The sequence below is a fragment of the Mycobacterium sp. genome (genome assembly GCF_050700595.1).
Lineage (GTDB): Bacteria > Actinomycetota > Actinomycetes > Mycobacteriales > Mycobacteriaceae > Mycobacterium.
This window is the reverse complement of the sequence record NZ_JBOHHI010000223.1, coordinates 1-5,551: the sequence shown is the minus strand read 5'-3', so window position 1 is coordinate 5,551 and position 5,551 is coordinate 1. Positions and strand designations below refer to the sequence as shown.

Below are 5,551 nucleotides of genomic sequence, written 5' to 3'. Positions count from 1 at the left end.
GCGCTGGACGTGCTGATCGTGGCCGGCGACGACCCCGGCGACCCGGCGCTGGTCGGCGCCGCCGCGACCGGGGTGCGCCGCGGCGCGCGGGTTGTCGTGGCCGCACCCTACGAAGGCCCGCTGCGGGACACCACGGCCGGCCGGGTCGCGGTGCTGGAGCCGCGGATACGGGTTCCCGACGAGTTCGGTCTGTGTCGCTACCTGGTCGCCGGGCTGGCCGCGCTGCACAGCGTCGACCCGGGGCTGCGGGTGGACCTCGCCGCGCTGGCCGAGGAGCTCGACGCCGAGGCACTGCGCAACAGCGCCGGGCGCGAAGTGTTCACCAACCCGGCCAAGGCGCTGGTCGAGCGGATGGCGCGGCGCCGCGTCGTGCTGGCCGGCGACAGTGCCGCGACACTGGCGCTGGCCCGGCACGGATGCTCGGTGCTGCTGCGGATCGGGCACCAGGTGGTCGCGGCCACCTGGCTGGCCGATGCCTTGGTGGCATTGCGCACCGGCATGCCTGATGGGTTTCGAGACCCGGCCGACGCGCTGTTTCACGACGAGGAGATCGACGGACCGCTGGCCGAGCGGCTGCGGGTGGTGGCGTTGACGTTGGCGGGCGAACGGACGGTGGTCGAGGCCCGGGTGGCGCGGCACCGCGCCGACGTCGACATCGTCGGCGCCCTGGATGTGCCCGATATGCCGGATGCTATCGATGCTGCCGATCGCCCGTCGGTACCGGTCGACAGGCAGCGCGCCGAGCAGCAACTGGCTATATTGACTGTCCGGCTGGAGATGGCCGCGGTTTACCTGCGACTGGTGCGGGGATAACTGTTTAGGGATAGCTGGTTCAGGAACAGATATAGATATAAAAGTGGAACTGTTACGCGGAGCGATTCGTACGTACGCCTGGGGATCGCGTACGGCCATTGCCGAATTCACCGGGCGACCGGTTCCGGCGGCTCATCCCGAAGCCGAATTGTGGTTCGGCGCGCATCCGGGTGACCCGGCCTGGCTGGAGACCCAGGGCGGCGAAACCTCGCTGCTGGAAGCCCTGGTCGCCGACCCCGAGGGACAACTCGGTGCGGCCGCCCGTGCCCGATTCGGTGATGTGCTGCCGTTCTTGGTGAAGGTCCTGGCCGCCGACGAGCCGCTGTCGCTGCAGGCCCATCCCAGCGCCCAGCAGGCCGCCGAGGGCTACCTGCGCGAAGAGCGGCTGGGCATTCCGGTGTCTTCGCCGATGCGCAACTACCGCGACACCAGCCACAAACCCGAGCTGTTGGTCGCACTGCAGCCGTTCGAGGCGCTGGCCGGGTTTCGCCCGGCGGCGCGCACCATCGAGCTGCTACACGCACTGGCCGTGTCCGACCTGGACCCGTACATCGACCTGCTCAATGACCAATCCGACGCCGACGGTCTGCGCGCGCTGTTCACCACTTGGATCACCGCCCCCCAGCCCGACATCGATGTGCTGGTGCCCGCCGTGCTCGACGACGCGATCCACTATCTGAGTCGCGGTGCCAGGGAATTCGCGGCCGAAGCCAAAACGGTGCTGGAGCTGGGCGAACGCTATCCCGGAGATGCCGGCGTGCTGGCGGCATTGTTGCTCAACCGGATAACCCTCGCCCCGGGCCAAGCGATCTTCCTGCCGGCCGGCAATCTGCATACGTACCTGCGCGGCGTCGCGATCGAGGTCATGGCCAACTCCGACAACGTATTGCGCGGCGGGCTGACCCCCAAGCACGTCGACGTGCCCGAGCTGTTGCGGGTACTGGATTTCACGCCGACCACCGAGGAGCAGCTGCGGCCGCCGACCCACCCCGACGGGCTGGGGCTGGTCTACGACACCCCGACTGACGAGTTCGCGGTGTCGGTGCTGACGCTGGACGGCGACCACCTCGGTCACGAGGTCGACGCGCCGTCGCGCCATGACGGCCCGCAGATCCTGCTATGCACCGAGGGTCGGGCCACCGTGCACGGAAAGTCCGGGGCGCGGTCGCTCGACAGGGGCGCGGCGGCGTGGGTGGGGGCCGACGACGGGCCGATCCGACTGGTTGCCGACGAGCCCACCAAGCTTTTCCGGGCCACCGTCGGCCTGTGAGTGCGTCGAGGTGGCGATCGCAAGCGCGGCGAAGCCGGGCGCAGCGGGTCGCCACGCCAACCAGTAGTACCCGGGCAATCCTGGCCGCGCTGGCCGCCAACGCCGGCATCGCTGCCGCCAAATTCGTCGGCTTTCTGATCAGTGGCAGTTCGGCGATGCTGGCCGAGTCGGTGCATTCGGTGGCCGACACCTCCAACCAGGCGCTACTGCTATTCGGCCAGCGCGCGGCGCGCAAACAGGCCGACGCCCTGCACCCGTTCGGGTATGGCCGCAGCCGCTACTTCTGGTCGTTCGTCGTGGCGTTGGTGCTGTTCACCCTGGGCTCTGTGTTCGCACTCTACGAGGGTTATCGCAAGGTCGTCCATCGTGGCGACCTCAATTCACCGGTCGTGGCTCTGGTGATCCTGTTGGTAGCAATGGCATTGGAAGCCTTCAGCTTTCGCACGGCGGTAGTCGAGTCACGGCCGCTGAAGGGGAGCGGCAGTTGGTGGCGCTTCATCCGCAACTCCCGCAATCCCGAGCTGCCGGTGGTGCTGCTGGAAGACAGCGGAGCGATCGTCGGCCTGCTGTTCGCGCTCGCCGGGGTCGGCTTGACCGTCGCCACCGGCGATCCGGTGTGGGACGGCATCGGCACCCTCGGCATCGGTGTGCTGCTCGGGCTGATCGCGCTCATCCTGATGGTCGAGATGCACAGCCTGCTGATCGGCGAGGGCGCGACCATCGCGCAGGCCCAGGCCATTCGGTCGGCGTTGGAGGCGACCGAACATGTCGACCGCGTGATCCACCTGCGCACCCAATACCTGGGTCCTGACGAAATGTTGGTGGTGGCCAAGATCGCGGTGGGTCCGCACGTTGAGGTTGCCACCGTCGCGACCACCATCAACACCGCCGAGGCCAACATCCGCGCGGCGGTGCCGGCCGCGCGGATGATCTACCTCGAGCCCGATCTGGACCGGAAGGTTTCCAGGTAGCGGTTGTGTCGCAGTTGCCGGCGCTCGGCCAGCCACAGCCGCATGTTGTGCCGAATCGTGCGGCCAACGAGCGCCGGCGACGGGATCATGTACAGGCTGTCCAGCAGTGAGAACCGCCGCAAAAACCATTCGGCCAGAACGGGTTCGGTCTCCGCGGCGCCGAGGAATTGGTCGAACAGGCTGCCGACTGGCCGATACCACCACGGCATCGGCCCGTTCGCGTGATGGAAGGTGAAGTCGCCGATTGCGGTCATCATCCACACCGGGTAGGTGGTCTTGGCGGTCGCGCGGTTGACTTGCCGCGCCAGGTCGCCGCTTGGCGTTTGTAGCGCCCGCTGCAGATGCCCGGCCTGCAGGGACGTCATGGTCATACCCTGCCCAAACGTGGGATCGAAGCTGGCTACCGCGTCGCCCAACGGCACGATCCCCGCCGGGAAGCGATCCAGTTTGTCGTAGCGGCGCCACCTGCTGGCGGGGAAGCGGTGGAAGGCCGCTTCCCCGATCGGCTCGGCCTGCTCCAGCGCGGTGGCGAGATGGGCGGGCAGCAGCTTTTCTGCGAGAACGAGCATCTCTGAAAAGGTATGCGGCGGTTCGGCTTTGGCGACACCGAAGGTGGTGAGGATCCAGGTGCCGTCCTCATAGCCCAGCATGCCCAGCCCGAGTGGTTGCTGCCGGGACGCGCCGGCAACGACAACACGTTCCCGGATCAGGCCCTCAGGAATCCGAAACTGATGCGACGCGTAGCCGATGCCCACGTCGACAACGTCCTCGCGGGGCCGCTGATATCCCCACTGCTCCAGCCACACCGGCAACCGGGTGCCGCGACCGGCCGCGTCGACGACGAGATCAGCGCCAACGAACTCAGGCTCACTGCCGGAATCCAGCAGTACGCCGATCACCCGCTGCGCCCGGGAGTCGAACCGCGGTTCGACAACCGCGCGCCGCTGTATCTTCACGTTGCCGATGGCGCTGGCCCGGCGCCGGATTTGCCACTCCAGGTGCGGCCGGCTGGGTACATAGGCGGTGAACTCCTCGCGCAGGGTGTGCCCCACCCCGAGCAGGTGGCCGGCGGCGCCGAAGTAGATGCAGTCCGGCCGGTTCTCCAGCATGGGCACCCCGGCCGCCACCATGTCGTCGAGCAGCCCGGGGAACAGGTTGTCGAACTCCTGCGCGCCACGAGCCATCAAAAGGTGCAGGTGTCGGCCCTGGGGGACCGCCGTGCGATTGACGGGGAGGGTGGGCAGCTCGTCGCGGTCGAACACCGTCACCCGGTCGTAGAAATCCGAGAGCACCCGCGCCGCACACAGCCCGGCAATGCTGGCCCCGATGACGACGGCGTGTGTCCGGGTGGTTTCGACACGGCTGCGCATCCCCGCAGAGTAGTCGGTACCCGTCCCGGCGCAGCCCAGGCAGTTAAGTTTACAAATAAACATTATATGTCTAGACATAAGACGCAAAGCACGATATTGTCCAACCTCAACGTGCCCTGACTCACCAAGGAGATTGGCGATATGACCACCGCGCCCGACACGATCGTCTGGCAGGACAAGAAGCGTTACCTGTGGCTGCTCGGCCTGATCGCTCCGACGGCGCTGCTGCTGATCCTGCCGATCGTCTGGGCGATGAACCGGGCCGGCTGGCAGACCGCTTCGCAGGCGCTGTTCTGGATCGGGCCGATCCTGGTGTACGTCGTGCTGCCGCTGCTCGACCTGCGCTACGGGCCGGACGGGCAAAACCCGCCCGACGAGGTGATGGAGCGCCTGGAGAACGACAGGTACTACCGGTACTGCACCTACCTCTACCTCCCGTTCCAGTACCTGAGCGTGGTCCTGGGCGCGTACCTGTTCACCGCATCCGACGTGAGCTGGCTGGGCGTCGAGGGGTCACTCAGCTGGCCGGCGAAGATCGGCCTGGCGCTGTCGGTCGGTGTTCTGGGTGCCGTCGGTATGAACGCCGCGCACGAAATGGGGCACAAGAGGGATTCGCTGGAGCGCTGGTTGTCCAAGATCACCCTGGCACAGGTGTGCTACGGGCATTTCTACATCGAGCACAACCGCGGCCATCACGTGCGGGTGGCCACTCCGGAAGACCCGGCGTCAGCCCGCTTCGGCGAGACCTTCTGGGAGTACCTGCCGCGCAGCATCTGGGGCGGCCTTCGTTCCGCGTGGCAGCTGGAGGCAGCGCGGCTGCGCCGGCTCGACAAGAGTCCCTGGCATCTGTCCAACGACGTGCTCAACGCCTGGCTGATGTCGGTGGTGTTGTGGGGTGTGCTGATCGCGGTGTTCGGCCCGGCGCTGATCCCGTTGGCGGTCATCCAAGCGGTGTACGCCTTCACTCTGTTTGAGACTGTGAACTACCTCGAGCACTACGGGCTGCTGCGGCAAAAGACGTCGAACGGACGCTACGAGCGCTGCGCTCCCGAGCACAGCTGGAACTCCGACCATCTGGTTACCAACCTGTTCCTTTACCATCTGCAGCGCCACAGCGATCATCACGC

General features: G+C 67.0%; 5 protein-coding genes. 4 read left to right on the top strand and 1 reads right to left on the bottom strand.

Annotated features, from left to right (window positions below; all coding sequences use genetic code 11):
- The 3 genes from ACRDTL_RS20295 to ACRDTL_RS20285 all read left to right on the top strand — a co-directional run.
- Positions 1-813, top strand: an 813-nt coding sequence (locus ACRDTL_RS20295) for a TobH protein (RefSeq protein WP_431508491.1), incomplete at its 5' end; no start/stop codon positions are given.
- 43 nt (positions 814-856) lie between these two features.
- Positions 857-2,083: a mannose-6-phosphate isomerase, class I gene (manA, locus tag ACRDTL_RS20290; RefSeq protein WP_431508490.1), complete on the top strand. Its 1,227-nt coding sequence runs from the start codon at positions 857-859 to the stop codon at positions 2,081-2,083.
- Between the two features lie 77 nt (positions 2,084-2,160).
- The gene (locus ACRDTL_RS20285) at positions 2,161-3,054 is read left to right on the top strand and encodes a cation diffusion facilitator family transporter (protein WP_431508492.1); all 894 of its coding nucleotides are present in this window, start codon (positions 2,161-2,163) and stop codon (positions 3,052-3,054) included.
- Here the strand turns inward: ACRDTL_RS20285 and ACRDTL_RS20280 are convergent.
- Positions 3,015-4,424: an FAD-dependent oxidoreductase gene (locus ACRDTL_RS20280; protein ID WP_431508489.1), complete on the bottom strand. Its 1,410-nt coding sequence runs from the start codon at positions 4,422-4,424 to the stop codon at positions 3,015-3,017. The genes ACRDTL_RS20285 and ACRDTL_RS20280 overlap by 40 nt on opposite strands.
- Before the next feature lie 141 nt (positions 4,425-4,565).
- Between ACRDTL_RS20280 and ACRDTL_RS20275 the strand changes: the two genes are divergently transcribed.
- On the top strand, positions 4,566-5,551 hold a 986-nt coding region (locus tag ACRDTL_RS20275), incomplete at its 3' end, for an alkane 1-monooxygenase (RefSeq protein ID WP_431508488.1).